The sequence below is a fragment of the Cytobacillus sp. FSL R7-0696 genome, assembly GCF_038006865.1.
Taxonomy (GTDB): domain Bacteria; phylum Bacillota; class Bacilli; order Bacillales; family Cytobacillaceae; genus Cytobacillus; species Cytobacillus kochii.
In genome coordinates this window covers 1,059,250-1,074,612 of record NZ_JBBOWA010000001.1, presented here as the reverse complement: position 1 = coordinate 1,074,612, position 15,363 = coordinate 1,059,250, and the positions used below count along the sequence as shown (strand labels likewise).

General features: G+C 39.0%; 11 protein-coding genes. 9 read left to right on the top strand and 2 right to left on the bottom strand.

From position 1 onward, the window contains the following. Nucleotides 1-11 precede the first annotated feature (11 nt). The 3 genes from ligA (at nucleotide 12) to MKX29_RS05660 (ending at nucleotide 4,139) form a co-directional block, all read left to right on the top strand. On the top strand, nucleotides 12-2,018 hold the full coding sequence (gene ligA / locus MKX29_RS05670) for an NAD-dependent DNA ligase LigA (protein ID WP_341104582.1): 2,007 nt from the start codon (nucleotides 12-14) through the stop codon (nucleotides 2,016-2,018). Nucleotides 2,019-2,030: 12 nt separating this feature from the next. Continuing rightward, the gene (locus MKX29_RS05665; RefSeq protein ID WP_224939026.1) at nucleotides 2,031-3,206 is read left to right on the top strand and encodes a CamS family sex pheromone protein; all 1,176 of its coding nucleotides are present in this window, start codon (nucleotides 2,031-2,033) and stop codon (nucleotides 3,204-3,206) included. A gap of 471 nt (nucleotides 3,207-3,677) precedes the next feature. After that, nucleotides 3,678-4,139 carry an SRPBCC domain-containing protein gene (locus tag MKX29_RS05660; RefSeq protein WP_289432790.1) on the top strand — a complete coding sequence of 154 codons (462 nt, stop codon included), beginning with the start codon at nucleotides 3,678-3,680 and terminating at the stop codon, nucleotides 4,137-4,139. A gap of 78 nt (nucleotides 4,140-4,217) precedes the next feature. On the opposite strand, the gene catA is transcribed toward MKX29_RS05660, so the two are convergent. Both catA and MKX29_RS05650 read right to left on the bottom strand, forming a co-directional pair. Next, the gene (gene catA, locus MKX29_RS05655) at nucleotides 4,218-4,868 is read right to left on the bottom strand and encodes a type A chloramphenicol O-acetyltransferase (RefSeq protein ID WP_341104577.1); all 651 of its coding nucleotides are present in this window, start codon (nucleotides 4,866-4,868) and stop codon (nucleotides 4,218-4,220) included. A gap of 227 nt (nucleotides 4,869-5,095) precedes the next feature. Continuing rightward, a complete protein-coding gene (locus MKX29_RS05650) occupies nucleotides 5,096-5,803 on the bottom strand; it encodes a class I SAM-dependent methyltransferase (RefSeq protein WP_341104576.1) in 708 nt (235 codons plus the stop codon). A 162-nt stretch (nucleotides 5,804-5,965) separates the two neighbouring features. Between MKX29_RS05650 and MKX29_RS05645 the strand changes: the two genes are divergently transcribed. The 6 genes from MKX29_RS05645 to pruA all read left to right on the top strand — a co-directional run bounded on the left by MKX29_RS05645 (nucleotide 5,966) and on the right by pruA (nucleotide 15,059). Next, nucleotides 5,966-6,205: a heterocycloanthracin/sonorensin family bacteriocin gene (locus MKX29_RS05645; protein WP_341104574.1), complete on the top strand. Its 240-nt coding sequence runs from the start codon at nucleotides 5,966-5,968 to the stop codon at nucleotides 6,203-6,205. A gap of 195 nt (nucleotides 6,206-6,400) precedes the next feature. Beyond that, on the top strand, nucleotides 6,401-8,302 hold the full coding sequence (locus MKX29_RS05640) for a putative thiazole-containing bacteriocin maturation protein (RefSeq protein WP_341104572.1): 1,902 nt from the start codon (nucleotides 6,401-6,403) through the stop codon (nucleotides 8,300-8,302). Next, nucleotides 8,302-10,230 (top strand): TOMM precursor leader peptide-binding protein, encoded by a 1,929-nt coding sequence (locus MKX29_RS05635; protein ID WP_341104570.1) that lies wholly within the window; start codon nucleotides 8,302-8,304, stop codon nucleotides 10,228-10,230. The genes MKX29_RS05640 and MKX29_RS05635 overlap by 1 nt, the downstream gene beginning before the upstream one ends. 24 nt (nucleotides 10,231-10,254) lie before the next feature. Beyond that, the gene (locus MKX29_RS05630) at nucleotides 10,255-11,763 is read left to right on the top strand and encodes a SagB family peptide dehydrogenase (RefSeq protein WP_341104567.1); all 1,509 of its coding nucleotides are present in this window, start codon (nucleotides 10,255-10,257) and stop codon (nucleotides 11,761-11,763) included. 243 nt (nucleotides 11,764-12,006) lie between these two features. Further along, nucleotides 12,007-13,227: an MFS transporter gene (locus tag MKX29_RS05625; protein WP_281202887.1), complete on the top strand. Its 1,221-nt coding sequence runs from the start codon at nucleotides 12,007-12,009 to the stop codon at nucleotides 13,225-13,227. Nucleotides 13,228-13,511: 284 nt separating this feature from the next. After that, the gene (gene pruA, locus MKX29_RS05620; protein ID WP_341104564.1) at nucleotides 13,512-15,059 is read left to right on the top strand and encodes an L-glutamate gamma-semialdehyde dehydrogenase; all 1,548 of its coding nucleotides are present in this window, start codon (nucleotides 13,512-13,514) and stop codon (nucleotides 15,057-15,059) included. Nucleotides 15,060-15,363 lie beyond the last annotated feature (304 nt).

The following is a 15,363-nucleotide window of genomic DNA, read 5'->3' as shown; positions in this document are numbered from 1 at the left end:
GGTTGAACGTCTTGGAGGAAAAGAAGGTAGAACAAAGGGTCAAGGATTTGCAAAATCTCCTTAATCAATATAATTATGAATATCATGTACTTGATCAACCATCTGTGCCTGATGCAGAATATGACCAGCTTCTTCATGAGCTAATTGCACTTGAAGAGCAACATCCAGAGTTGAAAACAGAAGATTCCCCAACGCATCGGGTCGGTGGGCAAGTATTAGATATGTTTGAAAAAGTTGAACATCGCACGCCGATGCTCAGTTTAGCCAATGCATTTAATGAGCAAGACTTAAGGGATTTTGACCGTCGTGTTCGCCAGGCAGTGGGTGAGCATATCTCATATGTCTGCGAGTTAAAGATTGATGGACTGGCTGTCTCTCTTCGCTATGAAGATGGATTGTTTGCAATCGGAGCAACGCGTGGAGATGGCTCCATTGGTGAAAACATTACCGTTAACCTTCGCACCATTCGTTCCATTCCTCTGCGGGTAAAGGAAACGGTAACCTTTGAAGTACGCGGAGAGGCGTTCATGCCAAGGAAATCGTTCTTAAGTTTAAATAAAGGAAAAGAAGAACGAGGTGAGGAACCCTTTGCGAACCCTCGAAATGCTGCTGCGGGTTCACTTAGGCAATTAGATCCAAAAATCGCTGCATTAAGAAATTTAGATATATTCGTTTATGCTATGGCTGACGAGGGGAAAACGGGTATTCGTTCTCATAGTGAAGGTCTGGACTTTCTTGACTCTCAGGGGTTTAAAACGAACAAAGAGCGCCAGAAGTGTAAAAATATAGATGAGGTCATCCAATATATCGAGAAATGGACAGAAAACCGACCAGACTTATCGTATGATATTGATGGAATCGTTATTAAAGTCGATTCATATGACCAACAGGATGAACTCGGGACAACAGCAAAGAGTCCGAGATGGGCGATTGCCTATAAGTTTCCTGCTGAAGAAGTAGTCACGCAGTTAAAAGATATTGAATTAAGTATTGGGCGCACCGGTGTTGTAACGCCAACAGCATTACTTGAACCTGTTAGAGTGGCTGGTACTACCGTACAACGTGCATCCCTTCATAATGAAGACCTTATTCGTGAAAAGGATATTAAGCTAGGTGATTACGTTGTGATTAAGAAAGCAGGCGACATCATCCCTGAAGTTGTCAATGTATTACCTGAAAGAAGAACGGGAGAAGAAGTTGATTTTCATATGCCAACTCATTGCCCGGCATGTGAAAGTGAGCTTGTGCGTTTAGAGGAAGAAGTTGCACTTCGTTGTATTAATCCGAAATGTCCTGCGCAAATAAGAGAGGGGCTTATTCATTTTGTCTCACGAAATGCGATGAATATTGACGGGCTAGGGGAAAAAGTAATTAGCCAATTATTTGCAGAAAAGTTAATTGAAGATGTGGCAGATATTTATCATCTTACGTATGAACAGCTTATTCAATTAGAGAGAATGGGCGAAAAATCTGTTAACAACTTGCTAAAGGCCATTGAAGTCTCTAAGGATAATTCTTTAGAAAAATTATTATTCGGATTAGGAATCCGTCATGTGGGGGCGAAAGCGGCAAAAACGCTTGCGCAAACATTTGGAGAGATGGGCAAAATCCAGCAGGCAACCATGGATGATTTTATTAGCATTAATGAAATAGGCGATAAAATGGCTGATGCACTCGTCACCTATTTTGAACAAGAAGAAGTAACATCTCTCATTCAAGAGTTACAAGATGTTGGAGTGAATCTGACTTATAAGGGACCAAAACCTGTAAATATAGCGGAATCTGATTCTGTTTTTGCTGGTAAAACCATTGTGTTAACGGGTAAATTAGAACAGCTTGCTAGAAATGAAGCAAAGGAAAAAATTGAAGCTCTAGGAGGCAAGGTCTCTGGCAGTGTAAGTAAGAAAACAGATTTAGTCATTGCCGGAGAAGACGCAGGCTCTAAATTAACCAAAGCTCAGGAATTAGGCATTACTATTTGGGACGAGGAAAAATTGATTGAGGAATTAAATTCGTAAGAGGTGAAAATCGTGAAAAAACTCATGGCAGTGTCGCTGTCATTCGTTCTTTTACTCGCCGGTTGTGCACCTAGTTTTAACCAGCAAGAAGAGGTTGTGCAAAATGAAAATGAGAGCAGCGAAGAAGAACAGGCGATCATACCAAACTTTAAAATATCCGATTCGTACTATCGGACAATCCTACCTTTTAAGCCAAGTGAGTCACGCGGTTTAGTCGTTAATAATGTTAATACAAAATATGATATTAATGAATTCGAAACAGGTTTAATGAGAGTTGCTCAGAACCATTTTGATACGGAAAAGTTCTTCTTCCAAGAAGGACAATACCTTGATAAAACCACGATTTCATCATGGTTAAGTCGCCAATATACGAAAGAACAATTAGAAGAAAAAGATATGACGGAGGAAGAAAATCTCGGTCTAAACCCTGTCGATGATGGTAAAGGGACTAAAGAAGAAAGAAACGCCCGTGCACCTCTTTATTTAGCCCATATTTTAGAACATAACTATCTTGTAAAAGATGGCGATAATAAGGTGAAACTTGGCGGCGTCGTGATTGGTTTGGCACTTAATTCCGTCCATTATTATCAAAAAGAAGCCTACGGTGCCACGTATGAAGAAGATATTTCTCATAGTAAAGTAGAAGCAGAAGGCAAAAAGATGGCTGAGGAAATTATAAAGAGATTAAGACAACAAGAAGGCCTTGAGAACGTACCGATTACCATTGCGCTATTTGAACAATCGGAAAGAACGTCTGTCGTCCCAGGAAACTTCTTCGCCTATGCGCATGCCGCTGAGGGGAGTAATCAGCTAAGTGGTTGGGAAGATGTAAAAGAAGACTATATTTTATTCCCATCTAATACAGCCGAAGAGAAGTATCGTGAAGACTATACGAATTTCTTGAATTTCAAGCAAGATGTTGAAAAATATTTCCCTAATTTTAATGGTGTCATTGGAAAAGGTTTCTATATTGGGGATCAATTGCAACAGCTAAATATAGATATACCTATACAATTTTACGGTAAGTCAGAAAGTGTTGGATTCACCCAATATGTAACCAGCAAAGTCGTTAGTATGTTTCCAGAATACATCTCTGTCCAAGTAAGCGTCACATCAGTCAACGGACCAGAATCATTAATCGTCCGAAACGCCAACGAAGCCGAACCATTTGTTCATATTTATCAATAAAACGAAAAAACGCCGCTACTTTTAAGCGTCGTTTTTTTATTTACAATGGGATTAGGTTGGTTGGAACAAAAAGACAAGGATTAAGTGCCCAACATACTGTCTTTTCGAAGGTTTTTAGAGAGTACTCTAAAGGTAGCGGGACGAATTCCGCCTGCAACTAGGTATTATTCCGACAGTGACAACGAATGATTTTGCCTGTGCACTTGTACATCCCGCGTAAATCGGTCCAACCAAGGCGAAAGCAATCGAAGAAATCAGTAGGCATCCCATGCTTTCTAAAATTCTTCATAATCGTACGTTAAACTTGTATTGAAACTTACCCATCTATCAACAGCGTCATTATAATCAAATAGGTCAGATTAGCTGAAGAAGGAGTAATCTATGCTTCCGTAGAAGAAATAGTAGAACTAAGGTTATTTGTGATATCAACATTTATTGCACAAAAAATGATAGACCGAAGGAGGCTTTGATATGGAAAATAGAACAGATACAGCTTCAAGAGTGATCATGGCAAAATCACGCACGATTTATGAGGCATTTCTCCATCCGAAAGCTTTAGTATCATGGCTCCCACCTAAAGGAATGTCAGGTTATGTTGAAGATTTTGAACCGCGGGAAGAGGGAACTTACAAAATGACACTCTTCTATGGAGGAAACCAACCCTCATATGGAAAAACTACTGAGAACAGTGATGTGTATCAAGGGAAATTTTTAGAATTAGTTCCCGATAAAAAGATAATACAACTAGTAATATTTGACTCAGAATCCCCCGAATTCACTGGTGAAATGAAACAGACATGGCTATTTGAACCTCTTGCAAAAGGAACAAAAGTCACCATTATATGTGAAAATGTCCCTAAAGGAATAAACAAGGAAGATCATGATATAGGTTTACAATCAACATTAGAAAATCTAGCTCTATTTGTGGAATAATTTTTAGGTATTTGCCTATGACCTTTACTTTAAAAAAAGCACCGACTAAATTGATGTAGTCGGTGGGTAATTTCTCATTCACTTAAGCATTTGTTTAGGATTTCGAACAAGGCGCTGAAATGTGTCCATAAAAAGAGCGGTGTGATAACCGTCACAGACAGCATGATGAACCTGTAGAGAAAGTGGTAAATAAATATTTCCCTTCTTATTGAAAAATTTACCCGCAGTAACTATTGGCAGGAGATAATTTGGATTTGTATTTATATTTAAGTTAAATCCAGTGAAAGTAGTCCATGGAATCATAGATATATTAACGACATTTTCAGGTACGGGTGCTTTAGGAAACAATTTTCCTGTACCAGTATATAACTCAGTATCGGTCACATAATCCATGTGGAACCTTTCAAAGCCTTCATCGATATCGGTGAAAATAGCGGAAAATAACGCTGAATCCTTGTCAAAAATCGTATACATAGGAATCACTCTGTTCCAGTATCCTAACTCACCTTTAGCAGTAACATTCATTCTAAAATGTTTATTTGTATTGACAACTTGTGTAATTAAAAAAATAAAAGCAGGATAAAATTGATATCCTTTTTCTTTAGTAAATTGGTATAGCTCAGTAATATCAATGTTATTAGTGATACTAAAGCTAGTTTGTTGGTTTAAGAAATGATTGAAAACCTCTTTACGTTCCCAATTATTTATGTCGATTTTAGTGAATTTCATCTTTAAATGCCTCCTAAAATATATTCTGATTTTAGGAGGCTATAAGAACTGCTTTTTTCATTGGTCCCATTCCTTTAGTTTATTTAAATAATCCTAACATATGTAATATGCTTTAGCACCTAAATATATGCAATCTATGTTCTTGTCTGAAAAGGAGGTAGCCACCCGATGGAACTCCTATTACCAATGAAATCATGTGTATCACGGGTGGGTGGATAATAATTTGTTTATTTTCCACATGCAAATATCCGGTAGCCCAATAGCTCATTATATTTCAATAATAGGTTAAAATGTTCGGTCATTACGGTATAAAGCTCTGGTTCAATGTGCTTTGAATAAAGAAAATCAGGGTTGGGATTGTATTGGAGCATCGACTGATTTTGACCACTTACGCGAATGTTCGTAAATCCTGCCCCTTCAAATAAACGCTGCCATTCTGCTTCGGTGAGGACAGAGTTGATCCCATAGAATCGGTTGATTTCATCTGCTATCCATGGAGGGAGTGGGACATTGGCAGTAAACTCATTAGAAATGAACCGTCCCCCTTTTTTTAATAAACGAAAAATCTCTTTAAGCGCTTTCGGTTGATTGACAAAAGTAAGGACTGATTCGCACATAATGAAATCAAATTTCTCATCTTCAAGTGGGAGTGCCTCGATAGAACCTTGGAAAATACGTACTGGAAGTTTAGCTTCTTTCATTCTATGAGTTGCTTTTTCCACCATAATAGGATTAATATCAACCCCAGTTACGTTTGCTCCTGAATTAGCAGCCAAAAAGGCGGCTGTTTGGCCGGTTCCGCAGCCTACATCTAAAATTTGCGACGTAGCGTCTAATTCTTCATTCATAAGAAGCGCCTTTGTTAATTCAAAACCACCCGGGTGCGCTCCTCCAACACCAAACTTTGATAAGAAATCTAAATAAATGGGAACCACCTCCTTTTGTATTTCTATAAGGTATGAAAAAAACAAATTTAATGTTCTTTGCCAAATGGGCTTTTACATCAGTAACAACTACCTAAAAACATCATAGTTTGTTACAGAGAGCAGGTTTTAGACTCTCTTTTTACGTACTAAACCTAAAAAGGGGAAGAAAAATTGCAAAATTTTCAAAATGAACTTCAATCACTTGGAATGGATCAATATCAGGTGGGTGAATTAACACCTATTCAATATCAAGCACCAGTACCAGTTCAATTTAATGATATGCGTCGATGTGGCGGCTGTGGTGGTTGCGGAGGTTGTGGAGGTTGTGGTGGTTTTCGCTGTGGTGGTTGTGGCGGTTTTAGATGTGCAGGCTGTTTTGGTTGTTTTGGTTGCTTCGGGTTCTTTATTTAACAATTCCTTTTTTAAAGGCAAGTGTCAGTGTAAGTTATCTTCGTTCTCTCGTCACAAAATGAATAATGAAGCGTGTGTATACACTCTACAAGTCCCTATGTTAGGGGCTTCTTTTTCGTTATTCATAATGGACAAATACAAATACATAAATTATAAGGAATATTTAATGAATGCTTAGACCGAAGGAGGGGCTACATGACGAAATTAAAAGCAACCTCACGTCTCAAAGTGAAGAATGATACATTTTATCTACCAGACCCAAAGGGAGGCGTCTATTTTAGGAATAACGCCAGTTCATTTTGGATGGATGGAGGCACTATTTATCAATGGATTGAAAAGCTGATACCTATGTTTAATGGAAATCATACTTTAGAAGAACTCACTGCGGGTTTGACCACTCCCTATCGAAACAGAGTATATGAAATTGGTGAGGCTTTACTTACGAAAGGTTATGTTAGAGATACGAGTCAAGATCAATCACATCAATTACCCGCAAGTGTTCTAGAAAAATACGCTTCACAAATTGAATTCATTGAGAGTTTTGTTGATTCAGGTGCGTATCGTTTTCAAACGTATCGCCAAGCAAAGGTATTAGTGATGGGATCTGATTCTCTATTCGTTTCGCTGACATCTGCATTGTTGGAATCAGGGCTACCAACCTTTCATGTGATGATGACAGAAGCAGTCCCAACAGACCATGAGGTGATTAATGAAATAGTGAATCATGCCAAAAAGGATGATCCTACCGTGAAAGTGGAGGAAATTCCTTACAGTAAGAATTGGAGAGAAGTAGTACAGTCATTTGATTGGATATTATATGTTTCCCAAAATGCAGATATAGACGAAGTGAAGGAGATTAATCAGGTTTGTAAAGAAGAAAAGAAAGCCTTCCTTCCTGCCTTATATCTAAAGCAGGTGGGAATGGCAGGGCCTGTAGTTGATTCAGAAACAGAGGGATGCTGGGAATCTGCATGGCGTCGAATGCATGAGGCAATATTGGGACAAGAACGTAAGCAACAGCCCTATTCTTCGACCGCAGGTGCTTTATTGGCGAATATTATTGTTTTTGAGTTTTTTAAGCAGGTGACAAGAGCCATTGATAAGAAAGAAAACAATCAATTCTATTTGCTAAATCTTGAAAGTTTGCAAGGTGAATGGATTTCGTACTATTCACATCCATTAGTTGAAAATCTTACATTTAAACCTGAACTTGTCGATGATTTAAACACCCGACTTTTGAGAGAGAATACGGAACAGCCCAACGCAAACAATCTTTTAGAATATTTTAGTTTATTAACTGCTAAAGAAACAGGGATTCTTCATATTTGGGAAGAAAAGGACTTAACACAGCTTCCGCTTTCACAATGTTATGTTCAAGCAGTAAATCCATTGGCAAAAGGACCGGCTACTCTTTTGAAGAAGGCTTTATGCTCGGGTCTAACACATGAAGAAGCAAGAAGGGAAGCAGGGCTTACTGGACTGGAGATGTATGTTTCACAAATGGTGAAAGGTAGAATAAGTGGATTTATGGGTATTGGTGCTGGTGAATGCCTTGCAGAAGCAGTTTGTCGTGGGCTACAAGCGTATTTAGAAGAGGAAAGGAGAGGTCTTCCAGTTGACCAGCAACAATCGCTGTTACCTGTAAATCTTGAGGAGATAGAGGATCGTAGTTGTAGATATTATTTACAGTCACTGACCACCTTAAATGGTCCACCCACTATCCGTATGGGAAATGAAATATTAGGCTTTCCTGTTATATGCATAGAGTCAAATGGCTTTAAATACATTAGTTCTGGTTTAAATATCACACTAGCACTAAGTCACGCTTTGCAAAAAGCACTATTGAATGTACAAAATGAGGCAACAATCCGTGAGGGGGAGGAAATGAACTCTCATGATGGTATAAGAGGGAAAGAAGCAAAACTAAACATTCCTTCATGTGAGCATATGACAAAAACGGAGTTATTACAATCTGCTATCTACAAATTAAAAGAGGGTCATAAAGAGATCGTTGTTTACGATCTTTCTTTTGAACCATTTTTAAGAAAAGAGTTAGCTGGGGTTTATGGTGTACAGATTTGTAAGGAGGTACGCTAATGATTGTCATCGTCGGTAATGGTAAACTGGCCGATTTTGTCTATAGGCAATTGTCTAGTAATTATACAGTCGCACGGCAAGATCTATTAACGGATTTTCCTGAAGATACAACATTGGCGCTCGTATTGCATGATAATTGGCAGCCCTCCGTTCATCAACAAGCAGAAGAAAAATTCAGAAAGGAAAATATTCCATGGCTCCGTGGCTTTGTTTCTTTTGGTGAGGGAATTATTGGTCCATTTGTACAACCGGGAAAACGGGGATGTTCACGTTGCGCCGACGTAAGGCGCATCATAGCAGGTACAGATTCTAAAGAAATGTGGGGGCTATATTATAAATTATCAGGAGAAAGTCGCCCGCAAGACGCATGGGCATCACGAACGGGTCTTTGGCAAATGACAACTTTATTATGTACAGAAGTGGATTATATTCTTCAAGGAGAGACCGATCATTTAGAAAATCAACTGTTCATTACAAATCTTAAAACGTTCATGCATTCATCTCATCATTTTTCCTTTGACCCAATGTGCCCAATATGTGGGGACATTCCAGAAGATACAGCGGAATTAGCGGAAATTAAGTTGCAATCTAGTCCGAAAATTCAAGGTGCTGGTTATCGCTGTCGTTCAATTGAAGAATTAGAAACCGTGCTATTAAGAGATTATTACGATCATCGGACGGGAGTAATCAATGGAAAAATACAGGATTGGACACTTCCCTTTGCTGATGTTCTTATGAATATGCCACTGTTTGGTGCAAGCGAGGGAGTGGCTGGAAGATCTAACTCTTATCGAATGAGTGAGTTAACAGCTATTTTGGAAGGTTTAGAACGATATTGCGGTATCGAGCCTAGGGGAAAAAGAAGGGTTGTACGAGGAAGTTATCTAGATGTTATGGATCAAGCCTTAAACCCTTCAACTGTTGGTTTACACTCACCTGAGTATTATGAGAATCCTCATTTTCCGTATCAATCATTCGAACCAAATAAACCAATGAATTGGGTTTGGGGTTATTCATTCTTACAAGAACGATCTATTCTTGTCCCAGAATTACTTGCTTATTACAGTTTAGGTTGTGGGGAAGGTTTTGTTTATGAGACTTCAAACGGATGTGCAATCGGAGGTAGCCTGGAGGAAGCTATTTTTCATGGAGTAATGGAAGTCGTTGAGCGAGATTCCTTTTTACTCACTTGGTATGCGAAACTGCCATTGCCACGTCTTGATTTAAGTTCTGCAGATGACAAGGAATTGCAATTGATGGTTGATCGGGTACGTGAGGTGGCAGGGTACGACCTTCATTTTTACAATTCGACGATGGAACATGGTATCCCAAGTGTGTGGGCAGTAGCAAAAAATAGAAAAGAAACAGGTGTAAATATTATTTGTGCTGCAGGTGCTCATATGGACCCAGTAAGGGCTGTCAAAAGTGCCATCTATGAGCTAGCGGGCATGATGTTTGTTCATGATGAGAAACTAGCAACAAATAGGCAGAAATACGAGGAGATGCTTGAAGATCCGTTTAAAGTAAGAACAATGGAGGATCATGGTATGTTGTACGGTCTACCCGAGGCGGAAGAATACCTAACGTTTATTTTGAATAATCAAGGGCCATTACGTACATTTGCTGAAGAATTCAAGAAGCCACCCGTATACAACGATTTGAAAGATGACCTTCACGAAGTTCTTCAGACGTTCCGTGACAATAATCTAGAAGTGATTGTCGTTGACCAAACAACACCAATTATTCAAGAGAATGGATTGTATTGTGTGAAGGTCATTATTCCTGGGATGTTGCCAATGACATTTGGTCATCACCTGACACGGGTGAAAGGATTAGATAGAGTACTAAAGGTGCCAAAGCAGCTAGGGTATAGGAAGAAGCACTTATCGTATGAAGAGCTGAACCCACTTCCTCACCCGTTTCCGTAATGGAAGGAGAGGAGGACGAAAGAATTGGAGTTAGATACATTTATACACAATCTCCACTTTGATACAGAGAAACTTGCTCCACCCGATTGGCAGGTCGATTGGGAAGGGGCCCCCCTTCCGTATAAATTGTACCGTGGATTACCAGCTATTCCGTTAAACGCTAATGTACCTTCAACCCTTCACCAAAATCTAATGCCTACATTGAAGGAGATTGGGCATTTGCTATGGTATACCTATGGAATAACTCAATATGTCCGTCTCCCGCATGACACTCAATCATTGCGGAGATTTGTTCCCTCCGGTGGGGCGCTTTATCCTAATGAAATATATGTATATATGAAACTTGAAGATGCTAAAACAGGCATCTACCATTATGATGTTGCTCATCACCGCCTCATTTTGTTACGGGAAGGAAATTTTGATACATTCGTTTCCAAAAGTTTGGGGACAGTGATTGAAGATTGTTTTTGCACTGTTTTTATTTCCACCTTCTTTTGGAAAAATTTTTATAAATACAATCATTTTTCTTATCGATTACAGGGACTAGATACTGGGGTGCTCATTGGACAATTATTAGAAGTAGCTGATCAATTAGATTACAATACGAAAGTTTGCTATCAATTTTTAGACCGAGCAATGAATCATCTACTAGGTCTATCTGAAGAAGACGAAAGTGTCTACGCAGTCATTCCGATATCAACTGAAGCCATTGTCCATACGACTAAAGAAATGGTGTCCTTCCATACATTGTGCGCCGAAATAGCGCAATTAGGTCACCTACCTCATAACCTGTCAAAGACCATGGACTATCCGTTACTCAGAAAGCTCAATGAAGCTGCCATGTTTGATTCATCAGCGTCTTTTAGAAAGGTAAGGCGCCAAGGTGAAACATTCACTTCTGGTACTGATATAACCTTGCCAAATACACAAAACTATTCATATGATTTCTCATCGATTTGTAAGAAACGGTATTCTCCAGACGCAGACTTTATGATGGGGGAAATAAGGCAAGCGACTCTAGCAACCTTGTTAAAGGAGACATGTTCCTTCTCTTATCATCACGATCTTGATGATACAGACGGCCATGTTGCTGCGCGCGTAGCTTTATACGGAAGCCTATACAATGTGGAGGGGATACCGAATGGGGCTTATGCTTATGACAATGAAAATCATATGCTTCGTCTAATGAAAGAAGGTGATTATCGTCCGCTTTTACATTCAAGCTTAGTGATGCCTAATGTTAATTTATATCAAGTGCCGCTTTGTATGCATGTAATAGGGGATAAAAGCCATTATAAAGATTCATTGGGTTACCGAGGATACCGTATTCAACAGATGGAGGCAGGCCTACTAACACAACGATTACTCTTGCATGCGTCTGCTTTAGATTTGGGAGGGCATCCACTACTGGGGTATTCTGTCAGTCAATGCGATCAACTCTATGGACTCGCTTCTAAAGGGAAAACGAGCTTAATTCAAATTCCAGTTGGCATGCACCGGCCTCGTGCTTGGTTGAAAGGAGGATTACGTTGATGTAGTTCACTCATCAATAACGTACCCTCTCAAATTCTTGGTTATGAAAACAAGCCTTCTAACTCAGCTTAGAAGGCTTTATCAAGTATTAGTTTGCCAAATATCTCTCTTGTCTTCTTTTCTTACCCTTTTAAACCACAATCATCTATAAAAAAGTATTTTCTATTAAAAAAAAAGCTTGCATCTCACGTTACGTTATCTTCTATGATTGGGTGTAGATAGAAGGAGAGAGGCAGGGTATGAATGGAACAACGATATTCTTTAATGAGAAACACCCCTTTTATTTTCTTATTTATAGGTAGCTTTTTGGCGATTATTGGATTTAGTATGTTTTTCATGACAACTACTTGGTTTGTAATTTCAGATTTAGGGTCTGCTAGTTCACTAGGCATGATCCTCATTGCCATTACTGTACCTAGAGTAGTTATGATGGCATTTGGTGGAGTACTTGCTGATAAATATAAGAAGACGACCATTATGTTCACTACGAGTACCATCCAAGGTGTTTTACTCGTACTCATTTTTTTACTAAACAATGCAGGTCAATTAACATTTGTTTATTTGCTTATTTTGGGGTTCTTTTTTGGAACACTAGATGCTTTTTCTGGACCAGCCGGAACCTCATTAATTCCCAAGTTGGTACAAGTACACCAGATCAAACAAGCGAACGCAATCATTCAGGGATTAGGTCAAATTGGTTTTATTGTTGGTCCGATTATTTCTGGAAGTATCATGGAGTTCGCTGGCGTGACAACAGGTTATTTAGTTTCAGCCATTATTGTTCTGTTGTCTGCTTTCTTTATGTTTCCACCATTCTTAAAAGAAGGTCCAGTAGACAATACAGTCAAACAAACACCAATAAAAGATTTGATCGAAGGGTTTTCATATGTCAAAGCGAGCAAATTTTTGATCACAGGCATTCTTATTTTAATCACGTTAAATTTCTTTGCTTTTGGTGCGATTTCTATTGCGATTCCCATTTTAGTAGAGACGTACGGAGGTTCACCAATCAATCTTAGTTACATTGAATCAGCATTAGGAGTGGGGATGTTAGTTAGTACTGCTATTATTGGGATGGTTAAAATACGCCGTAGGGGGTTCACTTCTATTGTTGGTCTAATTGCAACACTAATGGTTGCGATAGCATTTAGCCAAATTCCCAATTTGTATATATTGACAGCTTTAGCTTTCTTTATTGGATTTACGATGACATTTGTTTCTATTCCATTCTTCACTTCAGCACAAGAAGATACAGACCCAAGGATTATGGGAAGAGTGATGAGTATTGTTTTCTTAGCGATGAACGGCTTTGACCCGTTGGCTTATGCCACTGTCACTATACTCGTGTCCAAGGGAATTGATATCCAATTAGTCATTTTGTCCTTTTCTGTTATTGGATTAATCATTGCTCTAGTCACTTTATGGAAAGGAAAGACGTATAGAAATTACGAGTCAACTTATTAATGTATTTAAAACGAGAGACCACTTTAATATAAAAGAAGTGGTCTTTTGATCACTAGCATACTATTATGTATCAACTAGGTAGATCCTTGATCAATAGGAGAAAAAAATCAATTTAATAGAAACTTTATTATTTTTCTAAAAATAGTATTAGTAGAATCATTGCTGAATTTTCTCTAATTATGGTAGTATAATAATTGTTAGGGTTAATCTTTTCACAGTCTGAAATGTGCCAATTGTAGCAACATTTCAAAATGACTGATGTGAACTTATAGGAGGATGAAAAAATGGTACAATCTTATAAGCATGAGCCATTTACTGATTTTAGCGTTGAGCAAAACCGTGAAGGGTATTTAAAAGGTTTAGAAACGGTTAAAGGTTATTTAGGTCAAGATTATGATTTATTAATCGATGGAGAACGTATCTCTACTGAAGATAAAATCGTTTCTGTAAACCCAGCGAATAAAGAAGAAATCATTGGTCGCGTTTCAAAAGCGAACCAAGAGCTAGCTGAAAAAGCGATGCAAGCTGCAGTTAAAGCCTTCCAATCATGGAAGAAAGTGAAGCCAGAAACACGTGCAGATGTGTTATTTAAAGCAGCAGCCATCATTCGTAGACGTAAACATGAATTCTCTGCCTTATTGACAAAGGAAGCAGGGAAGCCATGGAATGAAGCAGATGCTGATACAGCTGAAGCGATTGATTTCTTAGAGTATTACGCGCGTCAAATGCTTGCAATTAAAGATGGTGTGCCTGTTAACAGTCGACCAAATGAATTTAATCGTTATGATTATATTCCTCTTGGCGTTGGTATCATCATTTCTCCTTGGAACTTCCCATTAGCGATTATGGCAGGTACAACCGTTGCTGCTATTGTTGCAGGGAATACCGTTCTATTAAAACCCGCTTCTACAACGCCAATTGTGGCTGCGAAATTCGTAGAAGTTATGGAAGAAGCCGGTCTACCAAAAGGTGTACTGAATTTTGTACCAGGAAGTGGCGCAGAAGTAGGTGACTATTTAGTAGATCACAAAGATACTCGTTTCGTATCATTTACAGGATCTCGTGATGTTGGCCTTCGTATTAACGAAAGAGCTTCAAAATTAAATGATGGTCAAATCTGGATTAAACGTGTCATTGCTGAAATGGGCGGTAAAGATACCATTGTTGTAGATAAAGAAGCAGATTTAGAGCTTGCTGCTCAATCAATCGTAGCTTCAGCCTTCGGTTTCTCTGGTCAAAAATGTTCTGCCTGTTCACGTGCAGTCATCGTTGAAGATGTTTATGACCAAGTGTTAAAGCGCGTAATTGAAATTACAAAAGAGAAACAAGCTGGTAATCCGGAAGACACAAGCAATTTTACAGGACCGGTTATTGACCAAGCTGCATATGATAAAATCATGAGTTATATTGAAATCGGTAAACAAGAAGGAAGATTAGTAGCTGGTGGAGAAGGCGATGACTCTAAAGGTTATTTCATTCAACCAACAGTGTTCGCTGATCTTGATCCAGAAGCTCGTCTCATGAAAGAAGAAATCTTCGGCCCAGTTGTCGGTTTCACAAAAGCAAAAGACTTCGACCATGCAATTGAAGTGGCAAACAACACGGAGTATGGTTTAACGGGTGCTGTTATTACAACCAACCGTGAACATATCCAAAAAGCACGTGAAGATTTCCATGTCGGAAACCTTTACTTCAACCGTGGTTGTACAGGGGCGATTGTCGGTTACCAACCATTTGGAGGATTCAATATGTCAGGAACAGACTCAAAAGCGGGTGGCCCTGACTACATCATGCTACACATGCAAGCAAAAACAACTTCTGAAATGTATTAATCTGTCTAATCAAAAGGTGCTCACCAAAATACGGTGAGTGCCTTTTTTTATCTACGTATCTTTACCAAATCTACTGACGAAAGTTGAAGTAGTAGTGAGTGGATGACAAACATTACTCGGCAATCCTTAGCCAGGGTGGTTATGAGTAGACTTTTACTGAAATCTGGTTGGATAGCTAGTATTAAAGAGTTTGCTCGGATAACATTGTGGGGAAACGGGAAGATAGCGGAGGAAAGGGCGATTGCGCATGCAACTGTGCCGAAAACCGGGAAGATAGCGGAGCAAAAGAGGGGTTTCGCGTGCA

Coding starts and splice junctions, on each gene's coding strand:
- MKX29_RS05660 (WP_289432790.1), top strand. CDS start 3,678: ATGGAAAATAGAACAGATACAGCTTCAAGAGTGATCATGGCAAAATCA.
- catA (WP_341104577.1), bottom strand. CDS start 4,868: ATGAAATTCACTAAAATCGACATAAATAATTGGGAACGTAAAGAGGTT.
- MKX29_RS05640 (WP_341104572.1), top strand. CDS start 6,401: ATGACGAAATTAAAAGCAACCTCACGTCTCAAAGTGAAGAATGATACA.
- MKX29_RS05635 (WP_341104570.1), top strand. CDS start 8,302: ATGATTGTCATCGTCGGTAATGGTAAACTGGCCGATTTTGTCTATAGG.
- MKX29_RS05625 (WP_281202887.1), top strand. CDS start 12,007: ATGGAACAACGATATTCTTTAATGAGAAACACCCCTTTTATTTTCTTA.
- pruA (WP_341104564.1), top strand. CDS start 13,512: ATGGTACAATCTTATAAGCATGAGCCATTTACTGATTTTAGCGTTGAG.